Here is a 17,579-nt window from a genome sequence, read left to right as displayed (position 1 = left end):
CGCAGCCCCGGCATCGTCTCGGTGAGGACGCGGACCCCGGAGGGCAGGACGGTGCGGGCGACGACGGAACCGCCGTCGGCGGCGACCAGCACGTGGTCGCCGCCGACGGCGGTGTCGTCGATCGGGAGATCGACCGGGCTCATCGTCGGATCAGGCGCTCGGCGCCTCGACGCCCGCGACGGACTCGACGGCGTCGGAGACGTCGACCGTGGCCGGCGCCTCGTCCTTGCTCACGACGGACAGCGACAGCTTGCCGCGCTGGTCGATCTCGGTGATCTCCACCTGGATCTTCTGCCCGACGCTCACGACGTCGTCAACGTTCTCGATCCGCTTGCCGCCGGCGAGGTCCCGCATCTTCGAGATGTGGAGCAGGCCGTCCTTGCCCGGCATGAGGGCGATGAACGCACCGAACGTCGTCGTCTTCACGACGGTGCCGAGGTAGCGCTCGCCGACCTCCGGCATCGTCGGGTTGGCGATGTTGTTGATCGCCTGGCGGGCGGCCTCGGCCGAGGGGCCGTCGACCGCGCCGATGAAGACGGTGCCGTCGTCCTCGATGGAGATGTCGGCGCCCGTGTCGTCCTGGATCTGGTTGATGATCTTGCCCTTGGGCCCGATCACCTCACCGATCTTGTCGACCGGGACCTTGACGGTGATGATCCGCGGGGCGAACGGGCTCATCTCGTCCGGGGCGTCGATGGCCTCGGCCATGACGTCGAGGATGTGGAGGCGGGCCTGCTTGGCCTGCGTGAGGGCGGCCGCGAGCACGGAGGCCGGGATGCCGTCGAGCTTGGTGTCGAGCTGGATGGCCGTGACGAACTCGCGCGTGCCGGCGACCTTGAAGTCCATGTCGCCGAAGGCGTCCTCCGCACCGAGGATGTCGGTGAGCGCCGCGTAGCGGGTCTCACCGTCGACGGTGTCGGACACCAGGCCCATCGCGATGCCCGCGACGGGCGCCTTGAGCGGCACGCCGGCGTTGAGCATGGACAGCGTGCTCGCGCACACCGAGCCCATGGACGTCGAGCCGTTGGACCCGAGCGCCTCGGAGACCTGCCGGATCGCGTAGGGGAAGTCCTCGCGGCTGGGCAGGACGGGCACGAGCGCGCGCTCGGCGAGGGCGCCGTGGCCGATCTCGCGCCGCTTGGGGCTGCCGACGCGGCCGGTCTCGCCCGTGGAGAAGGGCGGGAAGTTGTAGTGGTGCATGTAGCGCTTCTTCGTCTCCGGCCCGAGCGAGTCGATCTGCTGCTCGAGCTTGAGCATGTTGAGCGTGGTGACGCCGAGGATCTGCGTCTCGCCGCGCTCGAAGAGCGCCGAGCCGTGGACGCGCGGCAGGACCTCGACCTCGGCCGAGAGCTGGCGGATGTCGGCGAGGCCGCGGCCGTCGATGCGGGCACCGTCGGTGAGGATCCGCTGGCGGACCTGCTGCTTGGTGAGCGAGCGGACGGCGGCCGACAGCTCGCCCTCGCGCTCGGGGAAGGACTCGGCGAGCTCGCCGAGGACACGGTCCTTGATCTCCGAGAGACGGCTCTCGCGGTCGAGCTTGTCGACGATCGTGAGGGCCTGGGCGACGTCGTCCTTCGCGACCCGCTCGACGGCCTCGTAGGCGTCGGTCTGGTAGGCGGGGAAGAGCGGGTACTCGCGGGTCTCCTTGGCCGCGGCGTCGGCGACCTTCTGCTGGGCCTCGACGAGCGCCTTGATGAAGGGCTTCGCGGCCTCGAGGCCCTCGGCGACGACCTCCTCGGTCGGCGCCTGGGCGCCGACGGCGACCTTGTCGACGGCGGTCGGGGTGGCCTCGGCCTCGACCATCATGATCGCGACGTCGCCGCCCTCGACCACGCGGCCGGCGACGACCATCGAGAAGACGGCCTGCTCGACCTCGCTGTGACGGGGGAAGGCGACCCACTGCCCGTCGACGAGCGCGATGCGGACGCCGCCGATGGGGCCGGAGAACGGCAGGCCCGCGAGCTGGGTGCTCATGGACGCGGCGTTGATCGCGACGACGTCGTAGGAGTCCTCGGGGTCGAGGCTGAGGACGTCGACGACGACCTGGATCTCGTTGCGGAGACCGTCGACGAACGACGGGCGCAGCGGGCGGTCGATGAGGCGGCACGTGAGGATCGCCTCGGTGCTCGGGCGGCCCTCGCGGCGGAAGAACGAGCCGGGGATGCGACCCGCGGCGTACATGCGCTCCTCGACGTCGACCGTCAGGGGGAAGAAGTCGAAGTGGCTCTTCGGGCTCTTCGACGCCGTCGTGGCGCTGAGGAGCATGGTCTGGTCGTCGAGGTACGCGACGGCCGAGCCGGCGGCCTGCTTGGCGAGGCGGCCGGTCTCGAAGCGGACGGTGCGGGTGCCGAAGCGACCGTTGTCGATGATCGCGTCGGCGGTCGTGATGTCTGCCATCGGGTGGCGTCTCCGTTCTGCCCCTCGTCCGGGGCTCCCCGATCCTCGGGGGTTGCGTCGGCGCAGGACGCGGGTCGGCGGGCACCGGTGGTGCCCGCGTGCGCGGGACGGGGCCGGCCTTCGATCGAGGTCCTCGGGCGCTGCGCCGCGGGGCGCGCTCCTCCCGGGGGCCACCACCGAGGACCGGACACGCCCGTCGTGGCCGCGCCTGCGTTGGTGCTGGGGTGGTGCGTGGGGTGGTGCTGGTGCTGCTGTGCAGTTGTCAGGTGGTGCTGCACGAAGGGCGGCTCCCCGTGCGGGGAACCGCCCTCCGGCGTGTCAGCGGCGCAGGCCGAGACGCTCGATGAGCGACCGGTAGCGCTGGATGTCCGTGCGCTGCAGGTACTGCAGCATGCGACGGCGCTGCCCGACCAGGAGCAGCAGCCCCCGGCGGGTGTGGTGGTCGTGGGCGTGCACCTTGAGGTGCGCGGTGAGGTCGGTGATCCGCTTGGTCAGCATCGCCACCTGGACCTCCGGCGAACCGGTGTCGGTGGGCGACGAGCCGTACTCGGCGATGATCTGCTGCTTCGTGGCAGAGTCGAGGGGCACTCGGAGTCTCCTGAGGTCGTTGCGCGGCGCACCGGGGGCGGTTCCACCCGGGCATACGTGACCCGCGGCCGGTTCACGGCGGTGCTCACAGTAGCAACGTGACGGGTGGCTGCCCTAATCCGTCGGCCCAGGCGACAACGGTCATGGTCCATGGACCCTGTCGCGGCAGGAGACCGTCCGACGCGACAACGGTCATGATCCTTGACGAGTGCTCGTCCGGGACGGCGCGAACCAGCGGCTCAGGCGGTGCGGACCCCGAGGAGGTCACGGGTCCGACCCACGTCCACTGCCATCTGGTCGGTGAGCTCCTCGACCGACGCGAAACGGAGGGTGGGGCGCAGCCGTTCCGCGAGCTCGACGCGCACGGCTCGTCCGTACAGGTCGAAGCCCTCGGGTCCGCGGTCCAGCACGTAGGCCTCGACACGCCGCTGTGTGCCGTCGAACTGGGGGTTGCTCCCGATCGAGACGGCGGCCGGCAGGCGCTCCCCGTCCTGCTCCTCAGCGGTCAGCCAGCCGGCGTACACCCCGTCCGCGGGCACGAGGCCCTCGCTGTCCGGACCGAGGTTCGCCGTGGGGTACCCGAGGTCGCGGCCGCGGTGGTCGCCGTGCACGACCCTCCCGTCGAGGCGGTGGAGCCGGCCGAGGACCTCGGCCGCACCGCGGACGTCGCCCTCGGCGAGGCTCGCCCGCACCCAGCTCGACGACCAGCGGCGCCCCGCCGGGGCCTCCACGTCCTCGAGGGCGACGACGTCGAACCCGTACCGCCGCCCCAGCTCGCGCAGCGTCGACAGGTCGCCGGCGTTGCGGTGGCCGAAGCGCACGTCGACGCCGATGACGACGCAGACGGCACCGAGGGCCTCGACGAGCGTCTCGCGCACCCAGTGCTCCGGCGACTGGCCGGCGAGGTCGAGGTCGAAGCGCTGGACGAGGAGGCCGTCGAGTCCGGTGGTTCCCAGCAGGTCGACCCGCTGGGCGGGGCCGGTCACCAGGGGCGGGGCGACCTCGGGCCGGAGGACGTGGAGCGGGTGCGGCTCGAACGTCACGGCGCGCGCGTCCACGCCGCGGTCGGCGGCCTCCGCCCGCACCCGGTCGAGCACGGCCCGGTGGCCGCGGTGGACGCCGTCGAAGTTGCCGACCGTGACGACGGACCGGCGGTCGTCGCCGCGGAGCTCCGGCAGGGACCGCCACACGCGCACCGGCACAGGGTGCCAGGTCAGCGGGTGCCCGCCGCGCACCGGCCGTACCGTCGAGCTGTGACGATCCGCACGACGCGCCACGTCGGCGCCCCGGCCGCCCGGGTCCACGACCTCCTCACCGACGTCGACGCGTGGGCGCCGTGGAGCCCGCACGTCGTCTCGGTGACGACGCTCGCCGGCTCCGACCCCGCCCGCCTGCACGAGGGCTGGCGCGGTCGGGTCCGACCCTTCTTCGGACCGGCGACGACGATGACGGTGACGACGGTCCGACCCGAGGGCGGCTACTCGTGGTCGACCCGGGCGCTCGGCCACCGCCTCGACTACGACTGGTCCGTGCGTCCGACCGGGGACACCCGCTGCGACGTCGCCGTCACCGCGGACGTGCGGGGGCCGCTGGCGCGCGGCGTCGAAGCGGTCGTCGGGCGGTTGTCGGCCTTCGGACAACGGCGCCGGGCCGAGCGCCTCGCCGTGCTCGCCGAGGGCTGGCGGCGCGTCTAGCCGACCTCGGCGGCCTTCCGCGCACGGTAGGCCGCGACGTTCGACCGGTTGCCGCAGCCGCCGTCGCAGTAGCGCCGCGAGCGGTTCTTCGACAGGTCGACGTGGAGGTCGTCGCAGTCGTCGGCCGAGCACACCTTGAGCCGCGCGGTCTCGCCGCTGCGGACGACGTCGACGAGGGCCATGGCCGCCTCGACGGCCATCCGGACGTCGAGGGGCTGGTCGGCCTCGGTGGCGTGCAGGTGCCAGTCCCAGCCGTCGTGGCGCACGAGCCGGGGTCGCGCCCCGCCGTCGGCGAGGAGCCGGTTGATCCCCGCGACGAGCTCCTCGTCGTCGTCGGTCGTCCACAGTCGACGCAGGCGCGGCCGCAGCGCGCGCACGGCGGCGAGCTCGCGGCCCGCGGCGGGCGGGTCCGTGGCGCGACTGCCGGTGACACGCCAGTGGGCGACGAACGCGTCGAGCTGCTCGAGGGTCTCCAGCTCGTCCGGATCGGCCTGCGGACCACCTCCCATGGTGTTGACGAGGGCGGCGGCGGACAGCAGAGCCTCCTCGGTGTCATGGGCGAAGACCATTTTGCTCCTGACGTCGCGTCGGCTACCGTAACCGGTGTTGCATAGTTTACTCCTTACGCCCGACGGAGCCCCCCATGACGACCACCGTGGCCGAGACCCCCACGCGCACCACCCCGGCGTTCCTGCCGAGCCTCGGCATCGCGCTCGCCTCCGCCGCCGCCTTCGGCAGCTCCGGGCCGTTCGCGAAGTCGCTCCTCGAGGCCGGCTGGAGCCCGGGCGCCGCCGTCACAGCCCGCATCTGCATCGCGGCCGTCGTGCTGCTGCCCGTGGCCGTCGTCATGCTCCGGGGCCGCTGGTACCTGCTGCGTCGCAACGCCACCCTGCTCCTGACGTACGGCGTCGTCGCCGTCGCCGCCGTCCAGCTCGCCTTCTTCAGTGCGGTGCAGACCCTGTCGGTGGGGGTCGCGCTGCTGCTGGAGTACCTCGGCGTCGTGCTCGTCGTCCTCTGGCTGTGGGCGCGCCACGGGCAGCGGCCGCGACGCTGGACCGTCGTGGGCATCGCGCTCGCCGTCGCCGGTCTCGTGCTCGTCCTCGACGTGCTCGGGGGCATGCGGGTCGACGGCGCGGGCGTGCTGTGGGCCCTGGCCGCGGCCGTCGGCCTCGCAGCGTTCTTCGTGCTGTCGGCGCGCGCCGACACCGGCCTGCCGCCCCTCGTCATGGCGACCGGAGGGCTCGTCGTCGGCGGGGTCTCCCTCGTCGTCGCCGGCCTCGTGGGGGTCGTGCCGATGACCGTCACGACGACGGACGTCGAGCTCGGCGGGCTCGCGGCGCCCTGGTGGGTGCCCGTGCTCACGCTCAGCCTCGTCGCGGCCGCCTTCGCGTACGCCTCGGGCGTCAGCGCCACCCGCCGGCTCGGCTCGAAGGTCGCGGGGTTCGTCGGCCTCACCGAGGTGCTGTTCAGCCTCGTCTTCGCATGGCTCCTCCTCGGCGAGCTGCCGCTGCCCGTGCAGCTGCTCGGCGGGGTGCTCGTGGTCGCCGGTGTCGTGGCCGTGCGCTACGACGAGCTGCGGGCGGTCGAGCCCGTGGCGACGCCGTCGCCCGTCGAGCCCTGAGCCCGTGGCAGGGGGGCTGCGTCCTCGCTCGTGGTGGGTGGCGCTCGCGCTCGTCGCGGTGCTGCTCGCGGTCGGCGACCGGTACGGCTTCCACCGCGACGAGCTCTACCTCGTCGAGGCGGGCCGGCACCCCGCCCTCGCCTACCCCGACCAGCCGGCCGTCGTGCCCCTGCTGGCGGCGTGGTGGTTCGACGTCGTCGGGGGCGACCTGCGCCGGTTCCGCGCGCTGCCGGCCGCGGCCGCCGCCGTCGTGGTCCTCGTGGCGGGGCTCACGTCGCGCGAGCTGGGAGGCGGGCGCCGGGACCAGGTCTGGACGGCCGCGGTCGTCGCGACCGCCACGACCCTGCTCGTCGCGGGGCACCTCTTCGGCACGACCGTCTTCGACGTCGCCCTCACGTCGCTCACGGTCTGGCTGCTCGTGCGGGCGGTGCGCCGCGCCGGCGCCGCCGCCTGGCTGCTCGCCGGGGCCGTCGCCGCGCTGGCCCTGACCGTCAAGACCCTCCCGCTGCTCGTCCTCGGCTGCTGCGCGGTCGCGTTGCTGCTCGCCGGCCCGAGGACGGCACTGCGCACCCCGTGGCCCTACCTCGCGGCGGCGGTCGCGTCGCTGGGCCTCGTGCCCACGCTGCTGTGGCAGGCGGCCAACGGCTGGCCCCAGCTCGACATGGCCGCCGCGATCGGCGAGGGCGGTTCCGGGACCTCCACCGAGCGGTGGACCCTGCCCCTCCTGCTGCCCACCCTCACGGGGATCACGTTCGTGCTCCTCCTCGTCGGCGCCGTCGCGCTGTGGCGGCGTCGCGACCTGCGCTGGATCACCGTCGCAGCGGCCCTCCTCGTGACGCTGCTCGTGCTGACGGGCGGCAAGCCCTACTACGCGTTCGGCCTCGTGCCGGTCCTCGCGGCGGCCGGGACGGCCGCGGTACGGCGCTGGCAGGGTGGCCGACGCGGACGACGCCTGGTCCTCCCCGTGGTCGTCGGCCTCAACGCCGTCGCGAGCGCCGTCATCGGGCTCCCCGTCCTCGCGGCGTCGCAGGCGCCCGTCGCCCTCGTCTACGACCACGGGGAGCAGGTCGGCTGGCCGGAGTACGTCGCCACGGTGGCGGGGGCCGCGGCCGCCACCGAGGCCGAGCTCGTCCTCACCGCCAACTACGGCCAGGCGGGGGCGCTCGACCTCGCACGTCGTGAGGGCACGTCGCTCCCGCCGGTGGCCGGCGGGCACGTCGGCTACTGGCACTGGAGCCGGCCCGCCGGTGAGCCGCAGCGGGTCCTCGTCGTCGGTGACGTCGGCGCCGCGCAGGACGCCTTCGCGACCTGCGAACCGGTCGCGACGGTCGACAACGGCGCCGGCGTCGACAACGACGAGCGGGGGACGACCGTCCGGCTGTGCGACGGGCTCACCGGCACGTGGGACGCGCTGTGGCCGCGCCTCCGTCGGGCGGGCTGAGCCGGTGCCTACCGTGCCCCGGTGACCCGCTTCGACCGCTACGGGACCGACGTCCTCGCCACCGCACGACGCCCCGGCCGCCCGGCTGCCGTGGAGACCGTCCCGGCCGAGCCCGGCCTCGTCGTCGAGACCGACGACGGGGCGTGGGTCGGAGCGGTCGTGCGCGTCGAGAAGTCGGGGGGCATGCACGTCGTCGTGCTCGAGGACCGGCGCGGCCGCACCCGCACGTTCCCGCTCGGTCCCGGTTTCCTCCTCGAGGGGCGCCACGTCACGCTGACCCGCCCCGCCGCGGCGTCCGCGCCGACGGGTCCCGGGCGGACGGCCTCGGGCTCCGTCGCCGTGGCCGGCGCCCGAGCGCGCGTGGCCCGCGCGAGCCGGCTGCTGGTCGAGGGCCGGCACGACGCCGAGCTCGTCGAGAAGGTGTGGGGCGACGACCTGCGCGTCGAGGGCGTCGTCGTCGAGGCGCTCGACGGCGTCGACGACCTCGCGACCGCCCTGCGCGGCTTCGCCCCCGGGCCGGGTCGGCGGCTCGGTGTCCTCGTCGACCACCTCGTCGCCGGCAGCAAGGAGTGGCGCGAGGCCGAGGCGGTCGCGCGCACCCCGGCGCTGCGGGACCACGTGCTGGTCGTCGGCCACCCGTACGTCGACGTCTGGGAGGCGGTCCGGCCTGCTCGGGTCGGCCTGGCGCGGTGGCCGGAGGTGCCGCGGGGGACCCCGTGGAAGGAGGGCGTGCTCGCCCACCTCGGCTGGCCGCACGCGACCACGGCCGACGTCGGGCTCGGCTGGCGACGGATCCTGGCAAGGGTGCGGTCCTGGACCGACCTCGAGCCGGAGCTGCTGGGTCGGGTCGAGGAGCTCATCGACTTCGTCACCGGGGACGCCGCCGACCGCTGACGACCACCGTGCCCGGGCTACCGTCGCACCGTGCGATTCACCGGCTTCGGCGAGGACCTGCCGCTGTTCTTCGAGGGGCTCGAGGCGGACAACTCGAAGGCGTACTGGGCCGACCACAAGGCGGTGTACGAGGCGCAGGTCCGCGGCCCGATGGAGGCGCTGCTCGCGGACCTCGCCCCCGACTTCGGCGAGGCGAAGGTCTTCCGCCCCTACCGCGACGTGCGGTTCAGCCACGACAAGTCCCCGTACAAGACGCACACCGGTGCCCACACCCACGGCCGGCGCGGCGGCACCGGCTCGCTGTACGTGCAGGTGTCGGCGGACGGGCTCATGGTGGCCGGCGGCTGCTGGACGATGGAGCGCGACCAGCTCGCCCGCTACCGCGCCGCCGTCCTCGACGACGGCACCGGACGGGCCCTGTCGCGGGTCGTGGCCTCGCTCGGCGCCGACGGCTGGGAACCCGGGGCGCACGACGCGCTCACGAGGGCGCCGCGCGGTGTCGACCCCGACCACCCGCGCATCGACCTGCTGCGCCTCAAGGGGATGGGCCTGTACCGCGAGCACGACGTCGAGCCGTGGCTGTTCACCTCGCGGGCCCGTGACGTCGTCGCCGACGCGTGGCGGTCGCTGGCGCCGCTCAACCGCTGGCTCGACCGCCACGTCGGACCGCACGTGCCGGACGCCACCGACCGGGACGAGGCGCGGCGCCGCTGACCCGGGCCACCTCGGCGCCGGTGGCCGCTGACCGGACCCGGCCGACCCTCTAGCGTCCTCCCGGTGAGCGGGGCACCTGCAACGGAGGTCGAGGAGGCCGCGGCCGTGGCGTCCGCACGACGCGACGGGTTCGGGCTCGGGCTGCTCGGCGTGTACGGCGTCTCCTTCGGCGCGGTCGCCGTCGCCTCGGGGCTGTCGCCGCTGCAGGCGGTCGTGCTGAGCGTCGTCGGCTTCACCGGGGGCTCGCAGTTCGCCCTCGCCGGGGTCGCCGCGGCGGGCGGCGCCGCCGTCACCGGGGTGGCGTCCGCGTGGCTGCTCGGCGTCCGCAACAGCCTCTACGCCGTCCGGCTCACCGACGTGCTCCCCGACCGCGCACCCGCGCGGACCGCCGCCGCCCACCTCGTGATCGACGAGACCACGGCCCTCGCCGTCCGTCACGAGCCCCACGGTCGGGCGGCCGCCCGCGCGGCGTTCTGGACGACGGGGCTCGTGCTGTTCGCCACGTGGAACCTCACGACCGCAGTCGGCGCGTTCGGGGTGCAGGCACTGGGGGACCCCGCGACTCTCGGCCTCGACGCCGCGGCGCCCGCCGCCTTCCTCGCCCTGCTGTGGCCCGCCCTGCGGCGCCGCCGCACCGCCGTGCTCGCCGTGCTGGCCGCCGCGGTGGCCGCCGTGACGAGCGCCCTGGCACCGGCGGGTATCCCGGTCCTCGCGGGCGGCGCCGTGGCGCTGCTCGGGCTCTCCCCGAGGTGGCGCGCGTGAGCTGGCTCGCCGTGTGGGTGTGCGCGGTCGGGCTGCTCGCCCAGAAGGTGGCGGGGGCGTTCGTCCCCCGCCGCTGGGTCCGCGACGAGCGGGTCCGCGGCGTGCTCGTGCTGCTGCCGGTCGCGCTGTTCGCCGCCCTCACCCTCACCCAGGTCGCGGGCGGGCCGGCCGGGCTCGTCGCCGACCTCCGGCTCGTCGGGCTCGCCGTCGCGGCCGTGTGCCTGCTCCTGCGCGCGCCGTTCCTCGTCGTCGTCGTGGCCGCTGCCGCCGCGACGGCGCTGTGCCGCCTCGTGCTGTGAGCACCCGCCTCAGCGGAGGGCCGCCCGCTCGGCCGTCGTCGTCCGTTCCGCCGGCGTCGGGTGGCTGCCGAACCACCACTGGAGCGCCTGCGGCGGGGAGGGGTCCGAGCGGTTGACGACCGTGAGGGTGCGGATCATGTCGGCGTAGGCCGCGCCGTCGCCGGTGATCTCGACGGCCCGCCGGTCCGCCGCACGCTCGACCTGGCGGGAGACGAGCGACTCCACCGGCGTCGCCAGGTGCGGCACGACGACGAGGGCCAGCACGAGGGGCCCGGCCGCCGAGGCCCCGCCGACGGCCCGCCCCGTCCGGGCGCCGACCGTGACGGCGACGACGCCGAGCAGCAGCACCGCCGCCGTCGTCGCCGCCGTGCCGACGACCGTGCCCCGGACGAGGTCCCGGGCCGCCGCGTGGGCGGCCTCGTGCGCGACGACCGCGCGCACCTCCTCGTCGTCGAAGCGCGCGAGGAGGGTGTCCTGCAGGACGAGGCGCCGCGTGGGCCCGAGCCCGGACACGTAGGCGTTGAGCGTCGTCGTGCGGGTGGAGGCGTCCGAGACGAGGACGTCGCGGACGGGCGCCCCGGCCCGGGCGGCGACGTCGAGCACCTCCACGCGCAGCGGCCCGTCGGGCAGGTCCTCGAAGGAGGCGAACCGAGGCTCGACGACCACGGGGTACAGCAGCGACGCCCCGACCACGAAGAACGCGGCGATCGCGGCGACGACGCCGGGCCACCACCGCGGCAGCCGTCGCGCGAGGAGGACGACGAGCAGCACGGCGAGCAGCGCCGGGACCGAGCGCAGCAGCCACGCCGTGGCGAGGTCCTGCGCGAAGACGCCGGGCGGGCGCACCGACAGCCCCTCGGCGACGCGCACCCGCTCCTGCCACACGGCGAAGGGCACCCGGACCAGGCCCTCGACAGCCAGCACGACGACACCGACGACGAGGGTCGGCAGGACGACCCGACCGGGCGTACGGCGCCGCAGCGTGCGCAGGAGCGACCGGCCCGGCCGGGTCACCACCAGCAGTCCGAGGGCGACGACGGTCGTGGCGAGGGACGTGAGCGCAGGCAGTCGCAGCCGCGACGCGAGCGCACGTGCGTCTGCCACCACCTCCGGCGGCAACCCGGCAGTGCCGTCGACGGGCGGGCGGGGCGCCGACGTCCACGGGGTGAGCAGCACGACGGCCAGGACGGCCAGCGCGATCGCGACGGCCGCGCCGACGAGCAGCCCGGGCGGGGGGCCGGCCGCGGGACGGACGGTGGGCGGGCGGCTCACCGGTCCAGGGTGCGCCCCTGGAGGTCCGGGGGCACGACGAGGACGGGGCGCACGGCACCCCGCTCCTCCCGCACCAGGGCGACGAGGTCCCCGGCGGGGTCGAGGGCCGCCACGGGGCCGGCGGGACCGTCCCACGGCGGCAGCCGCTGCCCGTGCCGCAGCCGAGCGGCGAGCGCCGCGTCGACCTCGTGGACGGGGAAGCACCGGCGGGCGACGGCCGGGAGGTCGAGGAGGCGGCCCGTGAGCTCGTCGGCGGCCGCTGCCGCCGCCAGGTCGTCGGCGTCGCGACCGGGGACGGCCACGGCGTCGGCGACGGTGAACGGCCCCGACCGCGTGCGGCGCAGCGCGGTGAGGTGGCCGCCGACACCGAGGGCGGCCCCGAGGTCGCGGGCGAGCGCGCGGACGTAGGTGCCCGCGGAGACGGTCGTCACGACGTCGACGTCGAGACAGCCCGCCGGGACGGCACCGTCACGACCCGTCACGCCCGTCCCGCCCGGCCCTCGCACCGCGAGGACGTCGAGGCGCTCGACGGTCACCGGCCGTGCCTCGAGCTCCACGGCCTCGCCCGCCCGCACGCGGGCGTAGGAGCGGCGGCCGTCGACCTTCACCGCGCTCACCGACGACGGTCGCTGCAGCTGCTGCCCGCGCAGCCGCTCGAGCGCGTCCTCGAGCGCCGCGCCGTCGAGCGCGGAGGCGTCCGCTCCCCCGGTCGGCTCCCCCTCGGCGTCGTCGGTGACGGTCGCGACACCGAGCCGGACGGTCGCGAGGTAGTCCTTGTCGTGACCGACGAGGTGGGTGAGCAGCCGGGTCGCCCACCCCACCCCGACCACGAGCACGCCGGTCGCCATCGGGTCGAGCGTCCCCGCGTGCCCGACCCGACGGGTGCGGAGGAGCCGACGGACCCGGCCGACGACGTCGTGCGACGTCCAGCCCGGGGGCTTGTCGACGACGACGACGCCCACGGGGGCGCCGTCCGGTCCACCGCCCACGCTCACCCGACCTCGACCGCGACCGTGCGCAGCACCTCGCCGTCGGCGTCGAGGGCGCTCACCCGCACCGGGACCGCCCCACCGGGGAGCGGGACCTCGGTCTCGAGGTCCTCCCACGCCGCCTCGACCGTGCCGCCGTCCGCGGTCTCGACCTGCCAGGTGACGACCTCCGTGGCGCCGTTCCACGAGACGGCCACACCGTCGGACGTGGGGGCGACGAGCGGGTCGGCGGCGGGCTCCGCCGTCCAGTCGACCACCTCGGCCCGGTAGCTCGTCGACCCCATCGTCGCCCGCCACGACTCCCTGCCGTTCGGGTCGTCCGGGCCGTGCCACGTGACCGTCCCGCTGTCGGCGAAGGCGAGGAGCCAGCTGCCGTCGTCGGCGCTTCGCGCGGAGCTGCCGTAGAGCGCGAACAGCTCGTCCGACGACGTCACCTCCTCCCGCGTCGTCGCGGTCCCCTCGACGGGGTCGACGTCGAGCACGACCCCGCGCGACGGGCCGCGCCTCACGTTGGCGTTGTCGAAGAACGTGAGGGTGTCGGCGTCGACCCACCGGGCGTCGTGCTGGTAGCTCGGCGGGGTGCCGTCGAGGTCGAGGTAGGGGAAGTCCGGCCGCTCGACCCCGTCGGACCAGTCGCCCGTCGGGTCCCCGCCCCCGATCCCCCACTGGACGGTGGCGGAGCCGCGGTCGACCTGCACGAGCGAGCTGACGTGCCGCAGCGACAGCAGGAGGTCGCCGTGACGGTCCTCGTCGATGGAGTTGATGTGGGTGGCGTCGAGGCTGCTCCCGCGCACCGGCTCGAGCGCGGTGCCGGGGTCGAGGTCGTCGAGGGCGTGCCACTCGAAGAGCACGTCGCCGGTGTCGAGGTCGACCTCCTGGACGACGGAGTCGACGACGACCCCGTCGACGGGACCCCCGAGGTCGGTGAGGTCGACGCGCTGCGGCACGTAGCACGTGTAGACGGCGGTCCCGCGGTCGGTGATCCGCAGCTCGTGGAGGTCCGGCTCGTAGCCGTTCTCCCCCTCGAGCGACGCGATCTCGGTGTAGGTGTCGTCGACGACGACGAAGCGGCCGCGGAAGGCCCCCAGCACCTCCGTCGACTCCCCCTCGAACCACGTGAGGACCGGTTCGCCGTCGAGCACCTGCACCGACGCGTTCTCCGTGCCGTCGGCGGAGCCCGCGCGGGCGGCCGAGCTGAACACGAGGCCGCCGTCCGGTCGCAGCAGCACGACCTGGTCGGCCACGCCCTCGCCGTTCTCCCCGGCGGAGCCCAGGACAAGACCGTCCGGTCCGGCGTCCTCCCCGAGCTCGACTCGGACGTCGGCGACACCGGCGCCCGGTGCGGTGCGCAGCTCCCGCGCCGGGCGGTGCGTGCCGTCGGGCACCGGGGCGCTGCCCTCGCCGCCGCCGAGGTCGACGGGCGTGAAGACACCCAGCTCGAACGCGCCGTCCTCGTCCGCCCCCACGACGTCGGCGTCCGTCCGGACCGTGACCGTCTCCCCCGCGTCGAACGGCTCGTCCGGCACGAACGTCACGCCGTCGCCGTCCGGGTGGGCCCGCAGCGTGCCGGGGTGGTCGCCGCTGGCCGACCCGGTGACCGTGACGTCGCCGAGCCCGGCGGGCGTGGCGCCCCGGAACGACACGGTGGTGTCCGGGTGGACGTGGCCGGCACCCGCCCGGGGGTACACCCACACGGCGTGCTCGGCCTCCTCGGCGAGGCGGGCGGCGTCGGAGCCGAGGCTCACCGTGACGGAGCAGCCCGCGAGGGCGAGGACGAGCCCGCCCGCGAGCGCCGTGCGGCGCAGCGGGCGAGGGGGACGAGTCGGGCGCACGCGGCTCACCGTAGGGCCAGGCGCCGACCGCCGCCGTGCTGCGCGGTCAGCGGGTCCCCGGCTCCTCGTCCTCGGTGTCCCCGGCGCCACCGAGGTCGCCGAGGTCGCCGGGGTCGCCCGTGTCCTCGTCCGGCTCGCGCGGCGTCCGGTACGGGTCCGCCTCGCCCGCGGGCGTGGCGCCCACCGCGGCCGCTGCGATCTCGGCGTCACGCGCGCGGGCCGCGGCGAGGGCGTCGTCGATCCGGCTGGCCGTCTCCGGCACGGCGTCGAGGACGAACTCGAGGGTGGGGGTCAGCCGGACCTGCGTCTGGCGGCCGACCTCGCTGCGCAGCACGCCCTTGGCGGACTCCAGCGCCGCCGCGGTCGCGACCTTCGCCTCGTCGTCGCCGTAGACGGTCCAGAAGACCGTCGCGTGCTGCAGGTCGTTGGTGACCCGGGCGTCGGTGACGGTGACGAAGCCGAGCCGCGGGTCCTTGATCCGCTTGTCGAGCGTCTCGGCGACGACGACCTTGATGCGGTCGGCCAGCCGCCGCGCCCGTGCGGGGTCCGCCATGTCTGTCTCCTCCTCCTCGGACGACGACGGCGCCGTCGGGTGGTCCCGACGGCGCCGCCACCGTTGTGTTGCCAGGTGGTGCGTGCGCTGCTGCGGCAGTGCCTCAGTCGCGCGGCTTCTCGCGCATCTCGAACGTCTCGATGACGTCCTCGACGCGGATGTCGTTGAACGACCCGAGCCCGATACCGCACTCGTAGCCCTCGCGGACCTCCGTCGCGTCGTCCTTGAACCGGCGCAGCGACTCGATCTTGAGGTCCTCCTGCACCACGACGCCGTCGCGGACCAGGCGGGCGCGGGCGTTGCGGCGGATGAGGCCGTCCCGGACGATGCAACCGGCGATGTTGCCGAACTTCGAGGAGCGGAACACCTCGCGGATCTCGGCGGTCCCGAGCTGGACCTCCTCGAACTCCGGCTTGAGCATGCCCTTCATCGCGTTCTCGATGTCCTCGATCGCCGCGTAGATGACCGAGTAGTAGCGCATGTCCACGCCCTCGCGGTCGGCGAGCTGGGTCGCCGGGCCGTCGGGGCGCACGTTGAAGCCGATGACGACGGCGTTCGACGCGCTCGCGAGCATGACGTTGGTGCGGGTGATGGCACCCACGCCGCGGTCGATGACGCGCAGCTGCACGTCGTCGCCCACGTCGAGCTGCATGAGGGCCTCCTCGAGGGCCTCCACGGAACCGGAGACGTCGCCCTTGAGGATGAGGTTGAGGGTCTCGACCTTGCCCTGCTGCAGCGCCTGGGTGAAGTCCTCGAGCGTGATCCGCTTGCGGGCCTTCGCCAGGGCCGCGTTGCGCTCGACGGCCTCGCGCTTCTCGGCGATCTGCCGAGCGGTCCGGTCGTCCGGCGCCACGAGGAACGTGTCGCCGGCGCCGGGGACGCTCGTGAGGCCGAGAACCTGCACCGGACGCGCCGGCAACGCCTCCTCGACGGTGTCGCCGTGCTCGTCGAACATCGCACGGACGCGGCCGTAGGCGGTGCCGGCGACGATCGCGTCGCCGACCCGCAGGGTGCCCTGCTGGACGAGGACGGTCGCGACCGGGCCGCGGCCCTTGTCGAGGTTCGCCTCGATCGAGATGCCGCGCGCATCGGTGTCCGGCGCCGCCCGCAGCTCCAGGGCGGCGTCCGCGGTGAGGAGGACGGCGTCGAGGAGGTCGTCGATGCCCGTGCGCTGCAGCGCCGACACCTCGACGAACATCGTGTCGCCGCCGTAGTCCTCGCTCACGAGGCCGTACTCGGCGAGCTGGCCCTTCACCTTGTCCGGGTTCGCGCCGGGCTTGTCGACCTTGTTGACCGCCACGACGATCGGCACGTCCGCGGCCTGGGCGTGGTTGAGCGCCTCGATGGTCTGCGGCATGACGCCGTCGTCGGCGGCCACGACGAGGATTGCGATGTCCGTCACCTTCGCACCACGGGCACGCATGGCGGTGAACGCCTCGTGACCGGGGGTGTCGATGAAGGTGAGCGGCCGGTCGACGTCCTCGTGGACGTGGTGCACCTGGTACGCGCCGATGTGCTGCGTGATGCCGCCGGACTCCCCCGCGACCACGTCGGTGGAGCGGACGGCGTCGAGCAGCTTCGTCTTGCCGTGGTCGACGTGACCCATGACCGTGACGACCGGCGGGCGGGGCGCGAGCGCCTCGTCCTCGTACGTCTCGTCGAGGTCGATGGCGAAGCCCTCGAGGAGCTCGCGGTCCTCGTCCTCCGGGGACACGATCTGCACGTCGAAGCCGAGCTCGTTGCCGAGCAGCTGGAACGTGTCCTCGTCGAGGGACTGCGTGGCCGTCGCCATCTCGCCGAGGCCGAACAGCACCTTGACGAGCGAGCCGGGGTTCGCGTCGATCTTGTCGGCGAAGTCCGTCAGGCTCGAGCCGCGACGGAGCCGGACGACGGTCGAGCCGTCACCGCGGGGGACGTCGACGCCACCGAGCGTCGGGGCCGACATGTTGTCGAACTCCTGGCGCTTCTGCCGCTTTGACTTGCGACCGCGCACGGGTCGGCCGCCACCGCGACCGAACGCGCCCTGCGTGCCGCCGCGACCGCGGCTGCCCTTGCCGAAGCCGCCGCTGGTCGGCAGGCGACCCGGACCGCCGGGACCACCGGGACCACCGGGGCCGCCCGGACCACCGGGGCCACGACCACGGCCACCGGGGGCCCCGGGGGCACCGGGACGACCGCGACCGGGGGCGGCGCCGGGACGACCGGCGGCCGGCCGCGGCGGCATGAGGCCGGGGTTGGGCCGCGACGGCATGTTGCCCGGGCTCGGGCGCGGGCCACCGGGACCCGCGGGGCCACGGCCCTGCGGACGCGGCATGCCCTGGCTCGGGGCGAACGGGTTGTTGCCGGGGCGCGCGCCGCCACCGGGCCGGGGCATGCCCTGGCTCGGGGCGAACGGGTTGTTGCCCGGGCGGTTGGGCGCACCCGGACGCGGACCGGGCCGCTGGCCCGACGGGGCGCCCTGGCCGGGGGCCGGCTCGCTCGGACGCGGCGCGGCCGGCCGGGGCGCGGCCGGGGCGGGAGCCG

General features: G+C 74.9%; 16 protein-coding genes. 7 read left to right on the top strand and 9 right to left on the bottom strand.

Annotated features, from left to right (window positions below):
* Positions 1 to 150: 150 nt before the first annotated feature.
* From WAB14_RS17960 to WAB14_RS17950, 3 genes are all read right to left on the bottom strand, one after another.
* Positions 151 to 2,397 (bottom strand): polyribonucleotide nucleotidyltransferase, encoded by a 2,247-nt coding sequence (locus WAB14_RS17960; protein ID WP_340271719.1) that lies wholly within the window; start codon positions 2,395 to 2,397, stop codon positions 151 to 153.
* A 318-nt stretch (positions 2,398 to 2,715) separates the two neighbouring features.
* The gene (rpsO, locus tag WAB14_RS17955) at positions 2,716 to 2,985 is read right to left on the bottom strand and encodes a 30S ribosomal protein S15 (RefSeq protein WP_340271718.1); all 270 of its coding nucleotides are present in this window, start codon (positions 2,983 to 2,985) and stop codon (positions 2,716 to 2,718) included.
* Positions 2,986 to 3,224: 239 nt separating this feature from the next.
* On the bottom strand, positions 3,225 to 4,181 hold the full coding sequence (locus WAB14_RS17950) for a bifunctional riboflavin kinase/FAD synthetase (RefSeq protein ID WP_340271717.1): 957 nt from the start codon (positions 4,179 to 4,181) through the stop codon (positions 3,225 to 3,227).
* Between the two features lie 57 nt (positions 4,182 to 4,238).
* Here WAB14_RS17950 and WAB14_RS17945 point away from each other — a divergent pair, with 57 nt between their 5' ends.
* The gene (locus WAB14_RS17945) at positions 4,239 to 4,679 is read left to right on the top strand and encodes an SRPBCC family protein (RefSeq protein WP_340271716.1); all 441 of its coding nucleotides are present in this window, start codon (positions 4,239 to 4,241) and stop codon (positions 4,677 to 4,679) included.
* Here WAB14_RS17945 and WAB14_RS17940 read toward each other — a convergent pair.
* Positions 4,676 to 5,248: a CGNR zinc finger domain-containing protein gene (locus WAB14_RS17940; protein ID WP_340271715.1), complete on the bottom strand. Its 573-nt coding sequence runs from the start codon at positions 5,246 to 5,248 to the stop codon at positions 4,676 to 4,678. The two genes, WAB14_RS17945 and WAB14_RS17940, sit on opposite strands and share 4 nt — an antisense overlap.
* Before the next feature lie 74 nt (positions 5,249 to 5,322).
* Here WAB14_RS17940 and WAB14_RS17935 point away from each other — a divergent pair, with 74 nt between their 5' ends.
* The 6 genes from WAB14_RS17935 to WAB14_RS17910 all read left to right on the top strand — a co-directional run bounded on the left by WAB14_RS17935 (position 5,323) and on the right by WAB14_RS17910 (position 10,410).
* Entirely contained in the window at positions 5,323 to 6,300 is a 978-nt protein-coding gene (locus WAB14_RS17935; RefSeq protein WP_340271714.1) for a DMT family transporter, read from the top strand.
* A 4-nt stretch (positions 6,301 to 6,304) separates the two neighbouring features.
* Positions 6,305 to 7,741, top strand: a complete 1,437-nt coding sequence (locus tag WAB14_RS17930) for a glycosyltransferase family 39 protein (RefSeq protein ID WP_340271713.1) — start codon at positions 6,305 to 6,307, stop codon at positions 7,739 to 7,741.
* A 21-nt stretch (positions 7,742 to 7,762) separates the two neighbouring features.
* Positions 7,763 to 8,635 carry a DUF3097 family protein gene (locus tag WAB14_RS17925; protein WP_340271712.1) on the top strand — a complete coding sequence of 291 codons (873 nt, stop codon included), beginning with the start codon at positions 7,763 to 7,765 and terminating at the stop codon, positions 8,633 to 8,635.
* A 30-nt stretch (positions 8,636 to 8,665) separates the two neighbouring features.
* Positions 8,666 to 9,349, top strand: coding sequence for a DUF2461 domain-containing protein (locus tag WAB14_RS17920; protein ID WP_340271711.1), 684 nt, complete (start codon positions 8,666 to 8,668; stop codon positions 9,347 to 9,349).
* Between the two features lie 63 nt (positions 9,350 to 9,412).
* Positions 9,413 to 10,111: an AzlC family ABC transporter permease gene (locus tag WAB14_RS17915; protein ID WP_340271710.1), complete on the top strand. Its 699-nt coding sequence runs from the start codon at positions 9,413 to 9,415 to the stop codon at positions 10,109 to 10,111.
* Positions 10,108 to 10,410, top strand: a complete 303-nt coding sequence (locus WAB14_RS17910) for an AzlD domain-containing protein (protein WP_340271709.1) — start codon at positions 10,108 to 10,110, stop codon at positions 10,408 to 10,410. Before WAB14_RS17915 ends, WAB14_RS17910 begins: the two co-directional genes overlap by 4 nt.
* A gap of 9 nt (positions 10,411 to 10,419) precedes the next feature.
* Here the strand turns inward: WAB14_RS17910 and WAB14_RS17905 are convergent, their stop codons facing one another.
* The 5 genes from WAB14_RS17905 to infB all read right to left on the bottom strand — a co-directional run.
* Positions 10,420 to 11,682, bottom strand: coding sequence for a M48 family metalloprotease (locus tag WAB14_RS17905; RefSeq protein WP_340271708.1), 1,263 nt, complete (start codon positions 11,680 to 11,682; stop codon positions 10,420 to 10,422).
* Positions 11,679 to 12,671, bottom strand: coding sequence for a tRNA pseudouridine(55) synthase TruB (gene truB / locus WAB14_RS17900; RefSeq protein ID WP_340271707.1), 993 nt, complete (start codon positions 12,669 to 12,671; stop codon positions 11,679 to 11,681). The genes WAB14_RS17905 and truB overlap by 4 nt, the downstream gene beginning before the upstream one ends.
* A gap of 2 nt (positions 12,672 to 12,673) precedes the next feature.
* Positions 12,674 to 14,503: an arylsulfotransferase family protein gene (locus tag WAB14_RS17895; RefSeq protein WP_340271706.1), complete on the bottom strand. Its 1,830-nt coding sequence runs from the start codon at positions 14,501 to 14,503 to the stop codon at positions 12,674 to 12,676.
* 46 nt (positions 14,504 to 14,549) lie between these two features.
* The gene (gene rbfA / locus WAB14_RS17890; protein ID WP_340271705.1) at positions 14,550 to 15,056 is read right to left on the bottom strand and encodes a 30S ribosome-binding factor RbfA; all 507 of its coding nucleotides are present in this window, start codon (positions 15,054 to 15,056) and stop codon (positions 14,550 to 14,552) included.
* A gap of 103 nt (positions 15,057 to 15,159) precedes the next feature.
* On the bottom strand, positions 15,160 to 17,579 hold a 2,420-nt coding region (gene infB, locus WAB14_RS17885), incomplete at its 5' end, for a translation initiation factor IF-2 (RefSeq protein ID WP_340271704.1).

Origin of the sequence: Aquipuribacter nitratireducens (assembly GCF_037860835.1) — a bacterium.
GTDB classification, from domain to species: domain Bacteria; phylum Actinomycetota; class Actinomycetes; order Actinomycetales; family JBBAYJ01; genus Aquipuribacter; species Aquipuribacter nitratireducens.
Note: the sequence above shows the minus strand (reverse complement) of the source record. Positions and strands in the feature narration are given on the sequence as shown.

Coding starts and splice junctions, on each gene's coding strand:
- WAB14_RS17960 (WP_340271719.1), bottom strand. CDS start 2,397: ATGGCAGACATCACGACCGCCGACGCGATCATCGACAACGGTCGCTTC.
- WAB14_RS17940 (WP_340271715.1), bottom strand. CDS start 5,248: ATGGTCTTCGCCCATGACACCGAGGAGGCTCTGCTGTCCGCCGCCGCC.
- WAB14_RS17935 (WP_340271714.1), top strand. CDS start 5,323: ATGACGACCACCGTGGCCGAGACCCCCACGCGCACCACCCCGGCGTTC.
- rbfA (WP_340271705.1), bottom strand. CDS start 15,056: ATGGCGGACCCCGCACGGGCGCGGCGGCTGGCCGACCGCATCAAGGTC.